Below are 19,556 nucleotides of genomic sequence, written 5' to 3'. Positions count from 1 at the left end.
TCCGACCCTGAGCCCCCCCGAGCCTCCCCGGGCCTCCCCGGGCGCGCCTGGGCCTCCCTGGGCCTGCCCGGCCCCGCCGCGACCCTGCCCTCGACCCCTCGGGCGCCGGCCCTCGACAGCGGGGCCGCCGGTGCCTACCGTGCCGGGGCGTGGCCCACCCGCGGACCTACCGCGACGACGACCCGTACCTCGACGGCGTGCGGGCCGCCTGCCTCGCCCTGCCGGAGACGGCCGAGGTCGAGGCGTGGGGGCGGCCCACGTTCCGCGCGGGCAAGCGGATGTTCGCGGTCTTCGAGCGGCACGACCTGCACCCGTACGCGCTCGCGCTGAAGCCCGACCCCCTGGAGCGGCCGGCGCTCGAGCAGGACCCGCGCTTCTACGTCCCGCCGTACCACGGCCCGTACGGGTGGCTGGCGCTCGACCTCGGCGCCGCCGCCGTGGACTGGGACGAGGTCGCCGAGCTCGTCGAGTCGTCGTACCGGCAGGTGGCGCTGCAGCGGATGCTCAGGGCGCTCGACGCGCGCTGAGGTACGTCGCCGCCATGTCGAGGTCGCCGTGGCCGTCGGCCAGGGCGCGGGCGAACGCCGCCTCGAGCGCCGGGGCGAGCCGCAGGTCCAGGCCGGCCGCGCCGCCCGCCGCGGCCAGCAGCGCGGCGTCCTTGGCCGCGCCGCGCAGCGGGAAGGCCGGGTCGAACGCGGCGCCGAGCATCGCCGCGCCCTTGGACTGCACGTAGGGCGAGTCCAGCGCCCCGCCGCGCAGCGCCTCGAGGACGAGCGCCGGCTCGACACCGAGCCCCTCGGCCAGGGCCAGCGACTCGGCGACGCCCTGCACGGTGGTGAGCACCCAGGCGTTGACGGCGAGCTTGAGCCGGCTCCCGGCACCGGCCGGTCCGACCCAGAGCGTGCGCTGGGCGACGGCGTCGAGGACCGGTCGGACCCGGGCCCGGGCCTCGTCCGGGCCGGAGGCGAGGGCGGTCAGGGCCCCCTGCTCGGCGGGCTGGCGGGTGCCGAGGACGGGGGCGTCCACGAGCACGAGGCCCCGTTCGCGGGCGAGCGCGACGGTGCGTCCGGCGCCGTCCACGCCGACGGTGCTCGTCTGCAGCCACGCCGTGCCGGGGGCCGGGGCGGCCGCGGCGACGGCGTCGAGCACGGCGTCCGCGTCGAAGAGCATCGTCACCACGACGTCGGCGCCGCGGACGGCCGCCGCCGGGTCGTCGAGGACCTCGGCCACGTCCGCGAGCGGCCGGGCGCGCTCCGCGGTGCGGTTCCACACCCGCAGCGGCAGGCCCGCACCGGCGATGCGCCGCGCCATGGGCGCGCCCATCGTCCCGGTCCCCAGCAGGGCGACGACGGGCCGGTCGGGGACGGCGGCGCCCGGGGACGCGGTGGGGGCGGGGCGGTCGTGGGTGCCGGTCATGGACCGGTCCTTCCCCGGCGCGGGGTGGTGGAGACGAGGGGAATCGAACCCCTAACCCCCGCCTTGCAAAGGCGGTGCTCTGCCAATTGAGCTACGTCCCCGGGAGCGGGACCAGGGTACGGCCCCGCGCCGCGGTCAGACCCGGTCGGTGGCCTCGGCCCAGGCGTCGGGGGTCGCGGCGGCGGAGCCGGGGGGCGGCGCGGCGGGACGGACCCGGCGCAGGACCGCGCCGGCGCCGGCCACGGCGGCACCCGCGACGGCGGCACCGACGAGGGTGCGCAGCAGCGGGGTGCGGCCGGTGGCCATGAGGAGCGACGTGCGGGGTGGGCCTAAGTGGACTTGAACCACTGACCTCTTCCTTATCAGGGAAGCGCTCTAACCGACTGAGCTATAGGCCCGCTGACGACGGCGGGGCCGACGTGCGAGCACCGAGGTTACCGCACGGCCGGGGCGGCGGGCGAACCGCCGCCCCCGACCGGGGCGGACCGCGTCAGGCGTCCTCGGACAGCGTGACGTGCAGCCCGCCGACGAGGCTCGTGGCCAGGTTGTAGAGGAACGCGCCGAGCGTGGCCAGCGCGGTGATGAGCACGATGTTGACGCACGCGACGACCCCGGCGACGCCGAGGACGCGGCTCAGGCCGACGTACTCCATGAGGTCGAAGCCCTGGTTCGTCTCCGACGCCGTGACCTCGCGGATCGTCGTGGACAGCGAACTGAACACCTCGAGCCGGTCCAGCACGGACCAGACGACGAAGACCGCGGTGAGCAGGATGATCGCCAGGGCGATGCTCAGCAGGAACGCGAGCTTCATCACGGACCACGGGTCGACCCGCGCCACGACGAGGCGCGCCTTGCGGGTGCGTCCGCGCCGGCCCTTGCGCCCGGGCGCGGGGGCCGCGCCGTCGGCGGCCGGGGCGGTGGCCGAGGTGCCGGGGGCCTGCCCGCCCGGCCCCTCGGGGGCGTCGGCGACCGCCGTCCCGGTGCGCCCGGCCCGCGGCAGGACCTGCGTCGCGTCGTCCGAGCGGGTCTCGCGGGCCGCCCGGCCGGCCGGGGCCGCCGGGGCCGCAGCTCTCGGGGTCCCGGGGGTGCTGCCGGCAGCACCGCCCGCGCCGCGGCGCGTCGTGCCGCGCCCGCCGGCCCCGGCCGCGGGCGTGCCCCCGGCGGCGCGGGAGCCGCCGGTCGGGCGCGTGCCCCCGGTACCGCCGCTGCGGCCGGTGCCGCCGCCGGTCACAGGGCGGCCGGCCCGCCCCGGGCGGGGCGTGTCGGAAGCGCTCATGCGTCGCCGTCCTCACCGTCGTCGTCCCCGGAGCCGTCGGCGGCACCAGGGGTCTGGTCGCCGGCAGCCGCAGCGCCGGCGTCGTCCGCGTCGTCGGGCGGCAGGGCCGCGAGCGCCGTCGGCGACGGCACGTGCGGCTCGACCGACCCGCCCGCCCCGGCGGGACCGTCGCCGCCGACCGGCTGGTCGACGGGCGGCGCCTCCGGGTCGGGGCCGACCTCCGCGACGACCTCGGGGGCCGTCTCGGCGTTGCGCGCGATGGCCACGACGGAGTCGCCGGCGGCCAGGCGCACGAACGTGACGCCCATCGTCGCACGGCCGGTCGGCTTGACCTCGCTCACGGCGCTGCGGGTGACCCCGCCCTGGGCCTTGATGGCGAGCACCTCGTCGCCCTCGCCGACCACCAGCGCGCCGACCAGCGACCCCCGGTCGTCCGAGAGCCGGGCCGCCTGCACGCCCAGGCCGCCGCGGCCCTGCACCCGGTACTCCTCGACCGGCGTCCGCTTGGCGTAACCGCCGTCGGTCACCGTGAACAGCGAGGTGCCGGGGCGCACGACCTCCATGGCGAGGAGCTCGTCCCCCGGCCGGAAGCCCATGCCCTTCACGCCGCTCGTCGCCCGGCCCATCGGCCGCAGCGCCTCGTCGTTCCCCGTGAAACGTACGGACATCCCCTTGCGCGAGACGAGGACGAGGTCGTCCTCGGGGCCGATGAGGCGGGCCGCGATGAGCTCGTCGGCGACCGCGCCCTCCTCGTCGGTGCGCAGGTTGATGGCGATGAGGCCCCCGGAGCGGTTCGAGTCGTACTCGGACAGCCGCGTCTTCTTCACCAGGCCGCTGCGGGTCGCGAGCACGAGGTAGGGAGCCTGCTCGTAGTCGCGCAGGTCGATGACCTCGGCGATCGCCTCGTCCGGCTGGAAGGCGAGCAGGTTGGCCACGTGCTGGCCGCGCGCGTCGCGCCCGCCCTCCGGGAGCTCGTACGCCTTCGCCCGGTAGACCCGGCCCTTGTCCGTGAAGAACAGGATCCAGTGGTGGGTCGTGGTGACGAAGAAGTGGTCGACGAGGTCGTCCTGGCGCAGCTGCGCGCCGCGCACGCCCTTGCCGCCGCGGCGCTGGGCCCGGTAGAGGTCGGTGCGCGTGCGCTTGGCGTAGCCGCCCCGGGTCAGGGTGACGACCACGTCCTCCTCGGGGATGAGGTCCTCGATGGACATATCCCCGTCGTACGGGCGGATCTGCGTGCGCCGCTCGTCGCCGTAGCGGTCGACGATCTCGCGCAGCTCGTCGGCGATGATCGAGCGCTGCAGCTCCTCGCTGGCGAGGATCGCCCGGTAGCCCTCGATCTCGCGCTCGATCTCGGCGAGCTCGTCGACGATCTTCTGCCGCTCCAGCGCCGCGAGCCGGCGCAGCTGCATGTTGAGGATGTGGTCGGCCTGCAGCTGGTCGACCTCCAGCAGGTCGATGAGCCCGGCCCGCGCCTCCTCGACGGTCGGCGAGCGCCGGATGAGGGCGATGACCTCGTCGAGCGCGTTGAGCGCCTTGACCAGGCCGCGCAGCAGGTGGGCCCGCTCCTCGGCCTTGCGCAGCCGGAACTCCGTGCGCCGGCGGATGACCTCGAGCTGGTGGCGCACCCACTGGGACACGAAGCCGTCGATCGACAGGGTGCGGGGCACGCCGTCGACGAGGGCGAGCATGTTCGCGCCGAAGGTGTCCTGCAGCTGGGTGTGCTTGTAGAGGTTGTTGAGCACCACCTTGGCGACCGCGTCGCGGCGCAGCACGATGACGAGGCGCTGCCCCGTGCGCCCGGACGTCTCGTCGCGCACGTCGGCGATGCCGGTGAGCCGGCCGTCCTTGACCAGCTGGGCGATCTTCTCGGCGAGGTTGTCCGGGTTGACCTGGTACGGCAGCTCGGTGATGACCAGGCAGGTGCGGCCCTGGATCTCCTCGACCTCGACGACCGCGCGCATGGTGATCGCGCCGCGGCCGGTGCGGAACATGTCCTCGATGCCGCGCCGGCCCATGATGAGCGCGCCGGTGGGGAAGTCCGGGCCCTGGATGCGCGCGACGAGCGCGTCCTGCAGCTCCTGCTGGGTGGCCTGCGGGTTCTCCAGCGCCCACTGCACGCCGGCCGCGACCTCGCGCAGGTTGTGCGGCGGGATGTTGGTCGCCATGCCGACGGCGATGCCGGCCGAGCCGTTGACCAGCAGGTTCGGGAACCGGGCCGGCAGGACGACCGGCTCCTGGGTGCGGCCGTCGTAGTTGGGCGCGAAGTCGACGGTGTCCTCGTCGATGTCGCGCACCACCTCCATGGCGAGCGGCGCCATCCTGCACTCGGTGTAGCGCATGGCCGCCGGCGGGTCGTTGCCCGGCGAGCCGAAGTTGCCCTGCCCGTCGACGAGCGGGTAGCGCATCGACCAGGTCTGGGCCAGGCGCACCAGGGCGTCGTAGATCGACGTGTCGCCGTGCGGGTGGTACTGGCCCATGACGTCGCCGACGACGCGCGAGCACTTCGAGTAGTTGCGGTCCGGGCGGTAGCCGCCGTCGTACATCGCGTAGATGACGCGGCGGTGCACCGGCTTGAGGCCGTCGCGCACGTCGGGCAGGGCGCGCGCGACGATGACGCTCATCGCGTAGTCGAGGTACGACTGCTGCATCTCCAGCTGCAGGTCGCGGGGCTCGACGCGGTCACCGCCGCCCGGCGGCGTCGTCACCTCGGTCACAGGGTCCTCCCAGCTCGTTGCTCAGCGCTCGGCGCGCTCGTCGGCGTCGGCCGCGGTCGCGGCGGGCCCTGCCTCACACGTCGAGGAACCGGACGTCGCGCGCGTTGCGCTGGATGAAGGTGCGCCGGCTCTCGACGTCCTCGCCCATGAGGGTCGCGAAGACCTCGTCCGCCTGCGCGGCGTTCTCGAGGGTCACCTGCAGCAGCACGCGCCCGTCGGGGTCCATCGTCGTCTCGCGCAGCTCGCGGTGGTTCATCTCGCCGAGGCCCTTGTAGCGCTGGACGCCCTGCTCCTTGGGCAGCCGGCGCCCCGCCTCGCGGCCCGCGGCGATGACGGCGTCGCGCTCGCGGTCGGAGTAGACCCACTCGTCCTCGGCGCCCACCCACTTGATCCGGTAGAGCGGGGGCTGCGCGAGGTAGACGTGCCCCTGCTCGATGAGCGGGCGCATGAACCGGAAGAGCAGCGTCAGCAGCAGCGTGCGGATGTGCTGGCCGTCGACGTCGGCGTCGGCCATGAGGATGATCTTGTGGTAGCGGAGCTTCGACAGGTCGAAGTCCTCCTGGATGCCCGTGCCGAAGGCCGAGATGAGCGCGCGGACCTCCTGGTTCTGCAGCACCCGGTCGATGCGCGCCTTCTCGACGTTGAGGATCTTGCCGCGGATCGGCAGGATCGCCTGGGTGCGCGGGTCGCGGCCCTGCTTGGCCGAGCCCCCGGCCGAGTCGCCCTCGACGATGAAGATCTCGCACTGCGACGGGTCGTTGGACTGGCAGTCCGAGAGCTTGCCCGGCAGCGACGTCGACTCCAGCAGCCCCTTGCGGGTCGCCTCGCGCGCCCGGCGGGCGGCCATGCGCGCCGCCGAGGCCTGGATCGCCTTGCGGACGATGGCCCGGGCCTCGTTGGGGTGGCTGCCGAACCAGTGCTCGAGCTGCTCGCGGACCACGCGCTGCACGTACGCCTTGGCCTCGGTGTTGCCGAGCTTGGTCTTCGTCTGGCCCTCGAACTGCGGCTCGCCGAGCTTGACGGACACGATGGCCGTCAGGCCCTCGCGGATGTCGTCGCCGGTGAGGTTGTCGTCCTTGTCCTTGAGCAGCTTCTGGTCGCGGGCGAACCGGTTGACCAGGCCGGTGAGGGCCGCGCGGAAGCCCTCCTCGTGGGTGCCGCCCTCGTGGGTGTTGATCGTGTTGGCGAAGGTGTAGACCGACTCGCTGTACGCCGCCGTCCACTGCATCGCGACCTCGAGGGACAGCGCGCCCGCGGTGTCCTCGCTCTCGAACCCGATGACCTCGTCGTGCACGACGTCGGACTTCTTGCCGGCGTTGATGTGGTGCACGTAGTCGACGAGGCCGCCGTCGTAGCGGTAGGTGACCGAGCGCAGGCCGCCGTCCTCGTCGAGGTGCTCGGGGCGCTCGTCGGTCAGCGAGATGGTCAGGCCCTTGTTGAGGAACGCCATCTGCTGGAACCGGGTGCGCAGCGTCTCGTAGTCGTACTCGGTCGTCTCGAAGATGTCGGTGCTGGCCCAGAAGGTGACCGTGGTGCCGTTCTCGTCGGTCGGCTCGCCCTGCTCGACCGGGCCGGTCGGGACGCCGACCTCGTACGCCTGGCGCCACACGTGGCCCTGGCGGCGCACCTCCACCTCGACCCGGCGGCTCAGCGCGTTGACCACCGAGACGCCGACGCCGTGCAGGCCGCCGGACACCGCGTACCCGCCGCCGCCGAACTTGCCGCCGGCGTGCAGGACGGTGAGGACGACCTCGAGCGCGCTCTTGCCCTCGGCCGGGATGACGTCGACCGGGATGCCGCGCCCGTCGTCGCGCACGCGGACGCCGCCGTCGGGCGTGATGGTGACGTCGATCGTCGTGCAGTAGCCGGCGAGGGCCTCGTCGACGGAGTTGTCGACGACCTCGTACACGAGGTGGTGCAGGCCGCGCTCGCCCGTCGAGCCGATGTACATGCCCGGGCGCTTGCGCACCGCCTCGAGGCCCTCGAGGACGGTGATGTTGCTGGCGCCGTACGACGGCTCCTCCCGCGGCGCGGGGGCCTCGGGCGCGGTGGGGACGGGGTCGGGGACGCCCTGGTCGGCGGTTCCGTCAGCAGGCCGGTCGGGCGTCTCGTCGACCACGTGGGCGGGTCCCCTTCGTCGTGCGCGCGGGCGGGCGCGCCGCCGGTGCGGCGCGCCGGTGCCCCGGCCGCGCGCTCCTGGTGGGGGTGCCGGGCCGGAACCGTTCGAGTGTACCCGGCGGAGCGTAGGACCCCGCCGAGCGAGCCGCCGGACGCGCCGCAGGAGGCCCCGTGCGCGGCCCTGGACGGCCGCGGGAGGGGCGGGCGGGGGCGGACCCCACCCCCTGTACGGCCCCCCGGCCCCTCCGTGGCTCCTAGGGCCGTCCTGGGACGTGCGGCCTCCCCGGCGCGCACCGCGGGTCGCCGGCGGGTCAGCCGTACGTGTCGCGCGGGCCGCGCCCCGGCACCCGCAGCTGCCCGCGCACCCAGCTCGGCGCCGACGGCCCGCGCACGACGACCCGGGTGACCGTGCCCGCGCCGACCTCCTCGGCCAGGCGCGCGAGCAGCGCCGGCACGAGCAGGCGCACCTGGGTGGCCCACGCCGTGCTGTCCGCGCGCACCGTGAGCACGCCGTCCTCGAACGCCTCCGGCCGGCAGTGCGCCGCGACGTCCTCGCCGACGATCTGGTCCCAGCGGCCCACCACGCCGCCGACCGCGACGTCGACCTCCCACCCGCGCTCGGCGAGCAGGCGCGCGATGGTGCTGCCCAGCGGCTGCGGGTCGCGGTCGTCGGGGTGCGCGCCGCTGCGCCGGGACGCCCCCGCCCGCCGGGCCCGCGCCCCGCGCGGGGCGCTGCCGTCCGCGCCGCGGGCGGGGGAGGCACCGCGGGCGCGGGCCGCGGCGCGGGCCGCCGCCAGCGCCTCGCGCGCCACCTCCAGGCCAGCCGGGCCGCGCGGCACCCGCCGCTCCCGCCCCTGCTCCTGCTCCTGCTCCTGCTCCTGCTCCTGCTCCTGCTCCTGCTCCTGAGGGTCCTGCGCCCCGGGCCCCTCAGCCACGGCGCACCTCCCCGGCGCGCACCTCGACGCGGTCGCCGACCAGGCCCTCCGGGACGTCCTCGTCGACGGCCGCCGTGACGAGCACCTGCTCCGCGGGGGCGACCAGCTCGGCCAGCCGGCGGCGCCGGCCCGCGTCGAGCTCGGCGAACACGTCGTCGAGGACGAGGACCGGCTCGCTGCCCGCGCCGCCGTCCGCGCGCAGCAGGTCGAACGAGGCCAGGCGCAGGGCGAGGGCCAGCGACCACGACTCGCCGTGGCTCGCGTACCCCTTCGCCGGGGCCGCGCCGAGCCGCAGCACGAGGTCGTCCCGGTGGGGACCCACGAGGCTCACGCCGCGCTCGAGCTCGGCCCGGCGCCGACGCGCCACGGCGGCGAGGATCGCCTCGGCGAGCGCCCCCCGGTCGGTGGTGCCGAGGGCGCCGGCCGGGTCGTCCTCCGGGGCTGCCGAGGAGCGGTAGTCCAGCCGCGCCGGGCCGTTGACCACCGCGCCCTCGCGGCTGCCCGAGCCGAGGGAGATCGCCTCGTACGCCTCGTCGACGAGCGGGCGCAGGGCCTCGACGAGCTCCAGCCGCGCCGCGAGCAGCTCGGCACCCGTCGCGGCGAGGTGCGCGTCCCAGACCTCGAGGGTGCGCGCGTCGCCGCGGCCCGAGCGCACGGTCGAGCCGGCCGAGCGCAGCAGGGCGTTGCGCTGCTTGAGCACCCGCTCGTAGTCCTGGCGGACCCCCGCCATGCGCGGCGCCCGCGCCGTGAGCAGCTCGTCGAGGAACCGCCGGCGCTCGGACGGGTCGCCCTTGACCAGCGCGAGGTCCTCGGGGGCGAAGAGCACCGTGCGCAGGACCCCGAGCACCTCGCGCGCCCGCGGCTGCGGGGCCCGGTTGAGGCGCGCCCGGTTCGCCCGCCCCGGCGTCAGCTCGAGCTCGACGAGCGTGCGCCGCCCGTCGCGGACCACGGAGGCGCGCACCACGGCGCGCTCGGCGCCGAACCGGACCAGCGGCGCGTCGGTGGCGACCCGGTGCGAGCCGAGCGTCGCGACGTACCCGACCGCCTCGACGAGGTTGGTCTTGCCCTGGCCGTTCGGGCCGAGGAACGTCGTCGTCCCCGGGGCGAGCGGCAGCTCGACCTGCGGGTAGGACCGGAAGTCGACCAGCGACAGGTGCTCGACGTACACGCGCTCCCGACCCCGCGTCAGCCGCTGAGGCGGACCGGCATGAGCAGGTAGCGGTAGTCGCTCGGGCGCCCCGCGTCGGCGCCCTCCCCGTCGCCGTCGGCCTCGTCCCCGCCGGGGCCGGCCGCGCCGGTGATGACGGCCGGGCGGGTGGGGGCGGTGAACGACATGCGGGCGTACGACGCGTCGATCGCCCCGAGCCCGTCGAGCAGGTAGCCGGGGTTGAAGGCGATGGTGATCGGGTCGCCCTCGAGCGTCGCCTGCAGGCTCTCCGACGCCTGCGCCTCGTCGCCCGTGCCCGCCTCCAGGCGCACCTCCCCGTCGGTGAAGGCGAGGCGGACCGGCGTGTTGCGCTCGGCCACGAGCGCGACGCGCTTGACCGCCTCGACGAGCCCGGCGGTGTGCACCGTGGCGCGCGAGGAGCTCTCGCTGGGCAGCAGCGAGCGGTACTTCGGGAACTCGCCGTCGAGCAGGCGCGACGTGGTGCGGCGCGCGGCGCCGTCGAAGCCGATGAGCCCCTCGCCGCCCGAGCCGGCCGCGAGCGCCACGACGACCTCGTCCGCGGCCGCGAGCGCCTTGGCGGTGTCGGTGAGGGTGCGGGCGGGGACGAGCGCGACCGAGGAGGCGTCGGGCTGCGCCGGCGACCACGGCAGGGTGCGCACGGCGAGGCGGTAGCGGTCCGTCGCCGCGAGGGTCACCGCGTCGCCCTCGATCTCCACCCGCACGCCGGTGAGGACCGGCAGGGTGTCGTCGCGGCCGGCGGCCACGGCGACCTGCGCCACGGCCCCGGCGAAGGCGGCGCCGGTGAACGTGCCGGCCGCGCCGGGCATGTCCGGCAGGGCGGGGTACTCCTCGTCGGGCAGCGTCAGCAGCGTGAAGCGGGCGCTGCCGCAGGTCACGACGACCTTCGTGCCGCCGCCGGCGCCCCCGGAGGACGCGAACTCCACCGGCTGCGGGGGCAGGCTGCGCGCGATGTCGGCCAGCAGGCGCCCGGAGACCAGCGCCCGGCCGTCCTCGCCCACGGAGGCCTCGACCTCGACGCGCGCCGAGACCTCGTAGTCGAAGCTCGACAGCCGCAGCGTGCCGCCGCCGGACCCGTCGGCCTCGAGCAGCAGGCCGGCGAGGACGGGCACGGGCGGCCGCTGCGGCAGGCTCCGCGCCGCCCAGGCCACCGCCTCGGCGAGCACGTCGCGCTCCACCCGGAACTTCACCGGTCACCGCCTCCTGCACGTCGGTCGATCTGGGTCGGGGTCTGGGTCGGGGTCTGGGTCCTGCGAGCGGTCCTGCGCCCCTGGTCCGCCGTCCACACGTCCCCAGGTCCCCTGGAACGGGCCTTGAGCTCCCCCTGGCAGATCCGTGAGGACGTGGTCCTAGGGGCCGTGGATCCTGGGGACGGAGCACGTCGCCGCAGGTCAGCGAGCCGATGCGCGTCCCCGGCGGCTGTGCAGCGGGTGGGGGCGGCGGCACCGGTGCCTGTGCACGAGCGCCGGCCGTCCCGCCCGTCCACCGCCGCGTCCCCCGCCGCGCCGGGGAGGTCCACAAGGTTGTCCCCAGGGTGTGGGCGGGGTGCGGGGGCCGTCGAGGGGGTGCCGGGGGTCACGACTGCCGGGCCTGCGACTTGATCCGGTTGGTCAGCTCGGTGACCTGGTTGTACGTCGAGCGCTTCTCGCCGAGCTGCTGGCGGATCTTCTTGTCCGCGTGCATGACGGTCGTGTGGTCGCGCCCGCCGAACTGCTGGCCGATCTTCGGCAGCGACAGCGACGTCAGCTCGCGGCAGAGGTACATGGCGATCTGCCGGGCCTGCACCAGCTGCCGGGAGCGGGAGGACCCGCAGAGGTCCTCCATGGACAGGCTGAAGTACGCCGCCGTCTGCGCCATGATCGTGGCCGCGGTGATCTCCGGGCCCGAGTCGTCCGGGATGAGGTCCTTGAGGACGATCTCGGCCAGGGCCAGGTCCACGCTCTGCCGGTTGAGGCTCGCGAACGCCGTGACCCGGATGAGCGCGCCCTCGAGCTCGCGGATGTTCGTCGCGATCTTGCTCGCGATGAACTCCAGCACCTCGGGAGGGGCGTCGAGCCCGTCCTGGGCGGCCTTCTTGCGCAGGATCGCGATCCGCGTCTCGAGCTCCGGGGGCTGGACGTCGGTCGTCAGGCCCCACTGGAACCGGTTGCGCAGCCGGTCCTCCAGCGTGACGAGCTGCTGCGGCGGCCGGTCGCTGGAGATGACGATCTGCTTGTTGGCGTTGTGGAGCGTGTTGAAGGTGTGGAAGAACTCCTCCTGCGTCTGCTCCTTGTTCTCGAGGAACTGGATGTCGTCCACGAGGAGGATGTCGACGTCGCGGTAGCGCCGGCGGAAGTACTCCGCCTTGCCGTCGCGGATGGAGTTGATGAAGTCGTTCGTGAACTCCTCCGAGCTCACGTAGCGCACCTTGACCGCGCCGAAGAGGTTCTGGGCGTAGTGCCCGATGGCGTGCAGCAGGTGCGTCTTGCCCAGGCCCGAGCCGCCGTAGATGAACAGCGGGTTGTACGCCTTCGCCGGCGCCTCGGCCACCGCCACCGCCGCGGCGTGGGCGAAGCGGTTGCTCGCGCCGATGACGAAGGTCTCGAAGAGGTACTTCGGGTTGAGGCGGGTCGGCTCGCCGTCGGTGCGTCCCGGCTCGCGTCCGGTGCCCGGGCGCAGGGGCCGCGGGTCCCAGGCCTCGGCGACCGGCGCCGCGACCGGGGTGCCACCCCCGTACGGCGCCGCTACCGCGTGCCGGGGCGCCGGCCCGGCACCCGGCCCGTCGAGGTCGTGGGACGCCGTCGCGGGGGACGGGCCCGGCTCCGCGGGGGCCGGCGCGGCGGTCCGGGGCTCCGGCGGCGCGGGGGTCTGGGGCACCGGGGGCACCGGGGGCGCCGGGGGCGCGGTCTCCGCGCGCCCGTCCGCCGGCTGCTCGGGGCGCGGGGCCGCGTCGAGGTCGAGCGAGCTGTCCACCGTGACGGCCAGGCGCAGCTCACGGCCGATCTCGCGGCTCAGCCAGTCGGTGACGACGGGGCGCAGGTCCTGCTCGAGCTTGTTCTTGACGAAGTCGTTGGGCGCGGCCACCAGGGCGGTGTCGTCGATGAGGCCCAGCGGGCGGGTCAGCCGCAGGAAGGCGCGCTGCTGCGTCGTGAGGACGTCGTCCTCGCCGGTGAGGGCGCGGGTCCAGATGCCGCCGAGGTCGGGTACGGCGCCCTCGTCGGCCATGCCGTCCCCCTCGCCGTGCGCCGTCCGCCTGCCCCGGAGCCCGGTCGCCGGCCAGTGCCGTGCGCCCGGGCGTGCGCCCGGTCCACAGGGATGTCCACATCCTGGGGACGCACGACGCGAACCCTAGCCGCCGGCGGCGCCCGCCGGTCGGGGACGGGCCTTCCCGGTCCGTCGGGCCGGGCGACGACGGGGGACGCTAGCAAGGCCGCGGGGTGCCCGACAAGCGCCCGGCGGGCCCGTGGTGGGGGGCCCGCGCGGCACCCGGTGCGCCGGCGGTGCGCCGGCGGTGCGCCGTGGTGCGCAGCAGGCGGGCGGCCGGTGCGGCCCCCTGCGGAGCCCGGCCCGGCCCGGCCCGGGTGCCGGCCGGGCGCGGAGGGGTGCGCCGTTTGACCCCCCTCGGAGCGGCCCGTACCGTAGACCGGTCTGGCGCTGCGCGACCGGCCTGCACTGCGGTGCGGGTGGGACCCCGCGTCGGGCCCGCCGCCGCGAGGCGGTGCGACCCCGTGGCGGACCGCCACAGCACTCGACCCGCACTCCAGGAGCACCTCGTGAGCAAGCGCACCTTCCAGCCGAACAACCGCCGCCGGTCCAAGACCCACGGCTTCCGGCTGCGGATGCGCACGCGCGCCGGCCGCGCCATCCTCGCCGCGCGCCGCCGCAAGGGCCGCGCCAGCCTCTCCGCCTGAGACCGAGGACCGGTCCCAGGGTGCTCCCCGCCGGCGCCCGCATGCGCCGTCCCGCGGACTTCGCCGCCACCGTAAGGCGCGGTCCGCGCTCGGCGCGGGCGACGCGCGGGAGCGTCGTGGTGCACCTGGCGCCGGCCCCCGCGGCGGACGACGAGGCGGGGGCCAGGGGTCCGCTGGTCGGTGTCGTCGTGAGCCGGGCGGTGGGCGGGGCCGTCGAGCGGAACCTCGTCAAGCGCCGCCTGCGCCACGCGCTGCGCGAGCTGCTCGCGGGGGTCCCGGCGGGGGCGCGCGTCGTGGTGCGCGCCCAGCCGGGCGCCGCCCGCGCCCCCTACGCCGTGCTGCGCGCGGACCTCGCGGCCGCCCTGGAGCGGGTGCTCGCGGGCCCGCGGCGCGGGGCGGCGCACCCGCGATGACGAGCGCGCCGCCCCCGGGCCGCGAGCCGCTGCGCAGCGTCCTCGCCTCCGGGGTCCGCTCCCCGCTGCAGCTGCTGCTGCTCGCGGCCATCCGCGCGTACCAGCTGGCGGTCTCGCCGCTGCTCGGTCCGGTCTGCCGCTTCTACCCCTCGTGCTCGTGCTACGGGTTCGAGGCCGTGCGGGTGCACGGCGCGCTGCGCGGCACCTGGCTCACGGTCCGGCGCCTGCTGCGCTGCCACCCGTGGAACCCTGGGGGCGTCGACCCCGTCCCCCCGCGGCGGAGCCCCCGTCGCAGCCCGACCGCGGCCGGACCGACCGCCGCCCACCCCACCCAGGGAGCCTGACGTGTCCATATCCACCTTCCTCGGCCCGCTGGAGTGGGCCGTCTCGTGGATCATGGTCCAGTTCCACAGCCTCTTCACGGCCCTGGGGCTCGACCCCGCGGGCGGTGCGTCGTGGACGCTGTCGATCGTCGGGCTCGTCATCGTCATCCGGATCCTGCTCATCCCGCTCTTCGTCAAGCAGATCCGGTCGCAGCGCGGGATGCAGCTGCTGCAGCCGAAGATCAAGGAGCTGCAGCAGAAGTACAAGAACGACCGCGAGCGGCAGAGCCAGGAGATGCTCAAGCTCTACCGCGAGACGGGCACGAACCCCCTCGCGAGCTGCCTGCCGATCCTGCTCCAGGCCCCGATCTTCTTCGCGCTCTTCCGCGTCCTCAACGGCGTGGCGAACGACAACGCGCTGGGCGCGATGACGCAGGACCTCGTGGACTCCGCGGCGGACGCGACGATCTTCGGCGCCCAGATCTCCGACACGTTCCTGCGCGCCGACGGCACGTCCACGCAGGTGGTCGCGGCGGTCCTCATCGTCCTCATGTCCGCGGCGATGTTCTTCACGCAGCGCCAGCTCATGACGAAGAACATGCCGGCGGCCTCGCTCGAGGGCCCGTTCGCGCAGCAGCAGAAGATCCTGCTCTACCTCTTCCCGGCGATCTTCCTCGTCACGGGCATCAACTTCCCGATCGGCGTGCTCATCTACTGGACGACCACGAACATCTGGTCCATGTTCCAGCAGCTGTACGTCATCGCGCGGATGCCGGCGCCCGGCTCGCTCGCCGAGCAGCGGTTCAACGAGCGCAAGGCGAAGCGCTCCGGCGCGGCCGGCACCGGCGCGGCCGTCGTGCCCACGGGGTCCGGCACGACGACGGCTGCGGACGCGGGCAGCGCCCCCGACGCGGGGCAGGTCCAGCGGGGCCAGCGCGTGCAGCCGCGCCGCACCACCAAGGGCAAGCGGCAGCCCGGCGGGGCCCGCAAGGCGCCCTCGGGCCCGCGCACCAAGGGGCGCTGAGCGCCCGACCCCCGCGCCCCCGGGCGGTTCGGTCCGCGGTCCGCCGGACCCGCCCGCGCACCGCGCGCCGAGCCCGCCTCGTCGTGCTGCACCCCTGACCACCGGAGCCCGGCTCCGGACCACCACCGGCCCCGGACCACCGCTCCGGACGACCCGAGGAGACACCCGTGACGGACCCGGCCCCGCTGAGCACCGGCGCGAGCGACGAGGCCCCCGCCCGCACCAGCCGCCACGACCCCGCGCGCCTCGAGCGCGAGGGCGACGTGGCGGCCGACTACCTGGAGGGCCTGCTCGACATCGCCGACCTGGACGGCGACATCGACATGGACGTCGAGGGCGGGCGGGCTGCGGTCAGCGTCGTCGGCGGCGACCTGCGCCACCTCGTCGGTCGCGACGGTGAGGTCCTGGAGGCGCTGCAGGAGCTGACTCGGCTGGCGGTGCTGGCGCAGACCGGGGAGCGCAGCCGCCTGATGCTCGACATCGCCGGGCACCGCGCGGCGCGCCGGACCGAGCTCACCGAGCGGGGGCGGCGGGCCGCGGAGGAGGTGCGCACGAGCGGGCAGCGTCTCGTGCTCGAGCCCATGTCGCCGTTCGAGCGCAAGATCGTCCACGACGCGGTCGCCGCCGCGGGCCTCACCAGCGAGTCCGAGGGCGAGGAGCCGCAGCGGCGCGTCGTCGTGCTCCCGTCCTGAGCAGCGGCGTGGCACCCGGGGACGGCGCCGCACCGCCACCCGCCGCAGGTGAGGTGTTCGGGGACCGGCTGCCCCTGCTCGAGCGGTACGCGGGGTGGCTCGCCGGGGCCGGCATCGAGCGCGGGCTGCTGGGGCCGCGGGAGGCCGAGCGCCTCTGGCCGCGGCACCTGCTGAACTGCGCCGGTCTCGCGGACCTCGTGGTGACCGGGGCGTCGGTCTGCGACGTGGGGTCCGGGGCGGGGCTGCCGGGGGTGGTCCTGGCGGCCCAGCGCGAGGACTGCTTCGTGGTCCTGCTGGAGCCGCTGCTGCGCCGGGCGACCTTCCTCGAGGAGGTCGTCGCCGACCTCGGGCTGCGCAACGCGCGGGTGGTCCGCGGGCGCGCCGAGCAGCACACGGCGCGGTACGACGTCGTCACCTCCCGCGCGGTCGCGCCCCTCGACCGCCTCGCCGCGTGGTCCTTGCCCCTCGTCGGGGAGGAGGGCGTCGTCCTGGCGCTCAAGGGGGCCCGCGCGCGCCAGGAGGTCGAGGAGCACGCGGCGGCGCTCGCCGCCCTGGGTGTGCAAGAGGTCGAGGTCGTGGACGCTCCGTCGCCGGAGCCGGAGGCGTCCACCGAGGTGGTCCGCCTGGTGCCCGGACCGCCGCCCCGTCGGGGGCCGGGCCGACCGGGGGCCCGTGGACCGCGGGTGGGACGATCGCCGGGCTCGCGCCCGCGGCGCCCCCCGCGGGCCCGCTGACGCCGGCGCCCTGCCCGGCGACCGGCAGCGGGGACGGCGCGGGGACGGCGCGGGGACGGTACGAGGAGGAGGAGCACGGTGGCGGTGCGGACGACGGGCCTCGGCTGGCCGGAGGGACCTGGTGCTACCAGCACGGTCGGTCGTCCGACAGGCCTCGGCTGGCCCGGAGGCCCCCGCGCGACCACTGCCTCCGCCGAGCCCGGCACCGCCGTGACGGGGATCCGGGACGACTGGACGAAGGGCGACGGCTCGTCGCCGGCCGCCCCTGAGCGCGAAGCCCCGGAGGGTCCCGTGGACGAGTCGCCCCTGCCGTCGCAACCGCCCATGGCGCCCGGGACCGAGGAGCCGGCCCGGGTGGTCGCCGACGACCCGGTCACCGCTGCAGCGAGCGCCGCGGCCACCGCACCCCGACCGCCCGACGGGGGCGAGCCCGGCGCGCTCCGCGCCGCGCTCACGGCTGACGACGTCCCACCAGCCGCGCAGGATCCGGTCGACCCGCCGATCGCGGCGGCTGCGGCCACGGCCGTCCGGGTCCTCGGCGGTGGGCTGCGGGGGAGCCTCGAGCCGCCGCGGGAGACCCGGTTGCTCGCGGTGGCCAACCAGAAGGGTGGGGTCGGCAAGACGACGACGGTGGTGAACATCGCGGCCGCCCTCGCGTTGCACGGGCTCCACGTGCTGGTGCTCGACGTCGACCCGCAGGGCAACGCCTCGACCGCCCTGAGCATCGACCACCACGCGGACGTGCCGAGCGTCTACGACGTCCTCATCGAAGGGCGTCCGCTCGCCGAGGTCGTGCAGCCGGTCGAGGGCATCCCCGGTCTCCTCTGCGCGCCCGCGACGATCGACCTGGCCGGCGCGGAGATCGAGCTCGTCTCGGTCGTCGCGCGCGAGTCGCGGCTGCAGCGCGCAGTGGCCGCGTACGCGAAGGAGCGCGCCGCCCGCGGTGAGCCCCGGCTGGACTTCGTGCTCATCGACTGCCCGCCCAGCCTCGGCCTCCTCACCGTCAACGCCCTGGTCGCCGCGCACGAGGTGCTGGTGCCGATCCAGTGCGAGTACTACGCGCTGGAGGGCCTCGGGCAGCTCTGGCGCAACATCGACCTCATCAAGCAGCACCTCAATCCGGAGCTACACGTCTCCACGATGCTGCTCACGATGTACGACGGCCGCACCCGCCTCGCGGCGCAGGTGGCCGACGAGGTCCGCGAGCACTTCCCGACGCTCGTGCTGAAGACTGCGGTCCCCCGGTCCGTGCGCGTCAGCGAGGCGCCCAGCTACGGGCAGACGGTCATGACGTACGACCCCGCAAGCAGCGGAGCCCTGTCCTACCTCGAGGTCGCGCGGGAACTGGCCGGTCGACCGGCGTCGAGGTAGTCCCGAAGGGGCCCTGTTTCACGTGAAACGGGGGGCGGCGCCCCAGGTGGTGCTCGCGCGGCCGGTCATGGGGCGTCTGCTCGGCGCGGGCAGGCAGGGTCCCGGCAGCATCAGAGTGGCTCCTGAGCCCCCGCCGCGCCGTTTCACGTGAAACAGGCCTCTCGAGGCAAGGCGCGGCCGCTTGAGGTGCGACCACAGAGCGTCGGCAGGTGGGCATCGTCGCCTGCCCAGCGCTGAAGTGCCGCGGCGTGCTCCTGCGTCACCCCCTCCGTGAGGTGCGATGCCCCGGGCGCCGTGCTCGTGGTCCTCAAAGGCCCCCATGTCGAGGGCTCAGCGAAGGCCTACCCCTGGCAAGCGCGTAGCGGCGGGTAGGTGTAGCGCCCAGGGGGCCTCGCTCGGCCTCCTGCCCTCGCTCCTGGCGAGCTGGGCTTCGGCTACGGATGCGCCGCACGAGTGACCGGCACTGCGCGGAGGTGTCGCGCGCATCGTGCTTCGACGGACGTACTGACCCTCAAGTGGACTGCCGCGAGCTTCGCTGCGACTGCCTGCCGCACCGGTCGGCCATCGGCGCACTGTCGCTCCCGGTCCGTCGCCCGCGTCACGCACGCGACCTGATGCGGTGCGCCGCGCCCATCACCCTGCGAGCGACGGGCATCACCCGAGCGCCGTTGGTGCCGGAGTGCCAGCAGGCGACGACCCGTGGTCCTGAGCCCCCGAGGTACGCCTGGTTCGGCGCGATGACGCCGGCGCTTGCTGCAGCCGTGCCGCGTCGGGTGTGGCGCAAGGCCGACGCGTCCGGGGGCGTCGCACTCGTCGAGGGGCTCACCGCTCACGCACCCGGTCGTCGCGCGCAGGCGGTGGTGTCTGGCGGTGGTGTCTGAGGACGAGCCGGTCCGCCGCCTCGGACCCCGGACCACAAGTACTCAGCCGGTCCCCGTAACCCGAGGCGGCGCGCACCTGCGCGAGGGGGCGGCGGACCGCGACGTCGGAGCACGCGCCCCCGGCGTGCGCGTCCGGCTGACTCCCTCAGGTCCACACCGGCGCGGAACGGTCTCGCGCAGCGCGCGTCGCGTCGCCACGCTCGAGCACCGCGGCAGCGTCGACGGGCTGCAGCGTCGACGGCGTGCAGCGGCATCGGGCGGGCCGTCGTGCCCGGCGACCGGTGGGCGTTGCGGGCTTGATGGCGAGGTTCGCGTCTGCTCCCCAGGTCGGGGCGAGGCCCGTCCCCGACGTGGCGGCCGGACGGCTCAACTGTCGTGTGACGGCGATATGAGCGGTGTGACCTTCGTTTCACGTGAAACACGTACTGACCAACGCAGCGGCTCCACCATTACCGCCCCTGCCCAGCGACGGCAGGTAGCGGCGCTCGCTCCGGCAGCACACGGAGAACCTGGCGCTAGCTGTAGTGCCCCGAGACGTTGTTGACGCGGCTGATCGGGGGTTGGCCGTCGAGTGCGGTGTGGG

At 75.4% G+C, this 19,556-nt stretch carries 17 protein-coding genes and 2 tRNA genes; 8 read left to right on the top strand and 11 right to left on the bottom strand.

Annotation, left to right across the window (positions count from 1 at the left end; all coding sequences use genetic code 11):
* Positions 1-149: 149 nt before the first annotated feature.
* Positions 150-527, top strand: coding sequence for an MmcQ/YjbR family DNA-binding protein (locus D5H78_RS12790; RefSeq protein ID WP_119950896.1), 378 nt, complete (start codon positions 150-152; stop codon positions 525-527).
* On the opposite strand, the gene D5H78_RS12785 is transcribed toward D5H78_RS12790, so the two are convergent.
* From D5H78_RS12785 to dnaA, 11 genes are all read right to left on the bottom strand, one after another.
* Positions 505-1,416, bottom strand: coding sequence for an NAD(P)-dependent oxidoreductase (locus D5H78_RS12785; protein ID WP_119950895.1), 912 nt, complete (start codon positions 1,414-1,416; stop codon positions 505-507). The two genes, D5H78_RS12790 and D5H78_RS12785, sit on opposite strands and share 23 nt — an antisense overlap.
* Positions 1,417-1,441: 25 nt before the next feature.
* A tRNA-Ala gene (locus D5H78_RS12780) sits at positions 1,442-1,517 on the bottom strand.
* Between the two features lie 34 nt (positions 1,518-1,551).
* On the bottom strand, positions 1,552-1,722 hold the full coding sequence (locus D5H78_RS19375) for a hypothetical protein (protein WP_165865726.1): 171 nt from the start codon (positions 1,720-1,722) through the stop codon (positions 1,552-1,554).
* An 18-nt stretch (positions 1,723-1,740) separates the two neighbouring features.
* Positions 1,741-1,814: transfer RNA gene (locus tag D5H78_RS12775), tRNA-Ile, on the bottom strand.
* A gap of 92 nt (positions 1,815-1,906) precedes the next feature.
* Entirely contained in the window at positions 1,907-2,692 is a 786-nt protein-coding gene (locus D5H78_RS12770; RefSeq protein ID WP_119950894.1) for a DUF3566 domain-containing protein, read from the bottom strand.
* Entirely contained in the window at positions 2,689-5,340 is a 2,652-nt protein-coding gene (gene gyrA, locus D5H78_RS12765; protein ID WP_218566624.1) for a DNA gyrase subunit A, read from the bottom strand. The genes D5H78_RS12770 and gyrA overlap by 4 nt, the downstream gene beginning before the upstream one ends.
* Positions 5,341-5,479: 139 nt before the next feature.
* Positions 5,480-7,525, bottom strand: coding sequence for a DNA topoisomerase (ATP-hydrolyzing) subunit B (gene gyrB, locus D5H78_RS12760; protein WP_119950892.1), 2,046 nt, complete (start codon positions 7,523-7,525; stop codon positions 5,480-5,482).
* 310 nt (positions 7,526-7,835) lie between these two features.
* Positions 7,836-8,459 carry a DciA family protein gene (locus tag D5H78_RS12755; protein WP_119950891.1) on the bottom strand — a complete coding sequence of 208 codons (624 nt, stop codon included), beginning with the start codon at positions 8,457-8,459 and terminating at the stop codon, positions 7,836-7,838.
* Positions 8,452-9,627: a DNA replication/repair protein RecF gene (gene recF, locus D5H78_RS12750; protein WP_119950890.1), complete on the bottom strand. Its 1,176-nt coding sequence runs from the start codon at positions 9,625-9,627 to the stop codon at positions 8,452-8,454. Before recF ends, D5H78_RS12755 begins: the two co-directional genes overlap by 8 nt.
* Positions 9,628-9,644: 17 nt before the next feature.
* Positions 9,645-10,835 (bottom strand): DNA polymerase III subunit beta, encoded by a 1,191-nt coding sequence (gene dnaN, locus D5H78_RS12745; RefSeq protein WP_119950889.1) that lies wholly within the window; start codon positions 10,833-10,835, stop codon positions 9,645-9,647.
* A gap of 385 nt (positions 10,836-11,220) precedes the next feature.
* Positions 11,221-12,849, bottom strand: a complete 1,629-nt coding sequence (dnaA, locus tag D5H78_RS12740; RefSeq protein ID WP_119950888.1) for a chromosomal replication initiator protein DnaA — start codon at positions 12,847-12,849, stop codon at positions 11,221-11,223.
* Between the two features lie 548 nt (positions 12,850-13,397).
* On the opposite strand from dnaA, the gene rpmH reads away from it, so the two are divergent.
* The 7 genes from rpmH to D5H78_RS12705 all read left to right on the top strand — a co-directional run bounded on the left by rpmH (position 13,398) and on the right by D5H78_RS12705 (position 18,092).
* Complete coding sequence (gene rpmH, locus D5H78_RS12735) at positions 13,398-13,535, top strand: 50S ribosomal protein L34 (RefSeq protein WP_119950887.1); 138 nt, start codon at positions 13,398-13,400, stop codon at positions 13,533-13,535.
* A gap of 41 nt (positions 13,536-13,576) precedes the next feature.
* Positions 13,577-13,948, top strand: a complete 372-nt coding sequence (gene rnpA / locus D5H78_RS12730) for a ribonuclease P protein component (RefSeq protein WP_245941667.1) — start codon at positions 13,577-13,579, stop codon at positions 13,946-13,948.
* Positions 13,945-14,292, top strand: coding sequence for a membrane protein insertion efficiency factor YidD (gene yidD / locus D5H78_RS12725; protein ID WP_119950885.1), 348 nt, complete (start codon positions 13,945-13,947; stop codon positions 14,290-14,292). Before rnpA ends, yidD begins: the two co-directional genes overlap by 4 nt.
* Position 14,293: 1 nt before the next feature.
* Positions 14,294-15,295 (top strand): membrane protein insertase YidC, encoded by a 1,002-nt coding sequence (yidC, locus tag D5H78_RS12720; protein WP_218566567.1) that lies wholly within the window; start codon positions 14,294-14,296, stop codon positions 15,293-15,295.
* 185 nt (positions 15,296-15,480) lie between these two features.
* On the top strand, positions 15,481-15,987 hold the full coding sequence (locus tag D5H78_RS12715) for a Jag family protein (RefSeq protein WP_342782466.1): 507 nt from the start codon (positions 15,481-15,483) through the stop codon (positions 15,985-15,987).
* An 8-nt stretch (positions 15,988-15,995) separates the two neighbouring features.
* A complete protein-coding gene (gene rsmG, locus D5H78_RS12710; protein ID WP_119950884.1) occupies positions 15,996-16,721 on the top strand; it encodes a 16S rRNA (guanine(527)-N(7))-methyltransferase RsmG in 726 nt (241 codons plus the stop codon).
* A 324-nt stretch (positions 16,722-17,045) separates the two neighbouring features.
* Entirely contained in the window at positions 17,046-18,092 is a 1,047-nt protein-coding gene (locus D5H78_RS12705; RefSeq protein ID WP_119950883.1) for a ParA family protein, read from the top strand.
* Positions 18,093-19,556 lie beyond the last annotated feature (1,464 nt).

Origin of the sequence: Vallicoccus soli, from assembly GCF_003594885.1 — a bacterium.
Lineage (GTDB): Bacteria > Actinomycetota > Actinomycetes > Motilibacterales > Motilibacteraceae > Vallicoccus > Vallicoccus soli.
The sequence above is the reverse complement of the archived record's forward strand: the minus strand, read 5'-3'. Positions and strand labels throughout refer to the sequence as shown.

What these genes read in the sequence shown, in the direction of transcription:
- gyrA (WP_218566624.1), bottom strand. Translation starts at nt 5,340, where the DNA reads ATGCAGCAGTCGTACCTCGACTACGCGATGAGCGTCATCGTCGCGCGC.
- D5H78_RS12785 (WP_119950895.1), bottom strand. Translation starts at nt 1,416, where the DNA reads ATGACCGGCACCCACGACCGCCCCGCCCCCACCGCGTCCCCGGGCGCC.
- rnpA (WP_245941667.1), top strand. Translation starts at nt 13,577, where the DNA reads ATGCGCCGTCCCGCGGACTTCGCCGCCACCGTAAGGCGCGGTCCGCGC.
- yidD (WP_119950885.1), top strand. Translation starts at nt 13,945, where the DNA reads ATGACGAGCGCGCCGCCCCCGGGCCGCGAGCCGCTGCGCAGCGTCCTC.
- D5H78_RS19375 (WP_165865726.1), bottom strand. Translation starts at nt 1,722, where the DNA reads ATGGCCACCGGCCGCACCCCGCTGCTGCGCACCCTCGTCGGTGCCGCC.
- D5H78_RS12705 (WP_119950883.1), top strand. Translation starts at nt 17,046, where the DNA reads ATGGCGCCCGGGACCGAGGAGCCGGCCCGGGTGGTCGCCGACGACCCG.
- D5H78_RS12770 (WP_119950894.1), bottom strand. Translation starts at nt 2,692, where the DNA reads ATGAGCGCTTCCGACACGCCCCGCCCGGGGCGGGCCGGCCGCCCTGTG.
- dnaA (WP_119950888.1), bottom strand. Translation starts at nt 12,849, where the DNA reads ATGGCCGACGAGGGCGCCGTACCCGACCTCGGCGGCATCTGGACCCGC.